Below are 242 nucleotides of genomic sequence, written 5' to 3'. Positions count from 1 at the left end.
ACTACATGAAGTTGGAATCGCTAGTAATCGCGGATCAGCATGTCGCGGTGAATACGTTCCCGGGTCTTGTACACACCGCCCGTCACACCATGGGAGCGGGTTTTACCAGAAGTAGGTAGCTTAACCGTAAGGAGGGCGCTTACCACGGTAGGATTCGTGACTGGGGTGAAGTCGTAACAAGGTAGCCGTATCGGAAGGTGCGGCTGGATCACCTCCTTTCTAGAGTCGGCATCAGACTCAAA

The 242-nt window shown here is 53.3% G+C and carries 1 rRNA gene; it reads left to right on the top strand.

Annotated features, from left to right (window positions below):
* Positions 1 to 219: ribosomal RNA gene (locus GTP41_RS28220) — 16S ribosomal RNA — on the top strand; the annotation flags it as partial.
* Between the last annotated feature and the right edge of the window lie 23 nt (positions 220 to 242).

This window comes from Pseudoduganella guangdongensis (assembly GCF_009857475.1).
Taxonomy (GTDB): domain Bacteria; phylum Pseudomonadota; class Gammaproteobacteria; order Burkholderiales; family Burkholderiaceae_D; genus Rugamonas; species Rugamonas guangdongensis.
This window is presented reverse-complemented; position numbering and strand designations above follow the sequence as displayed.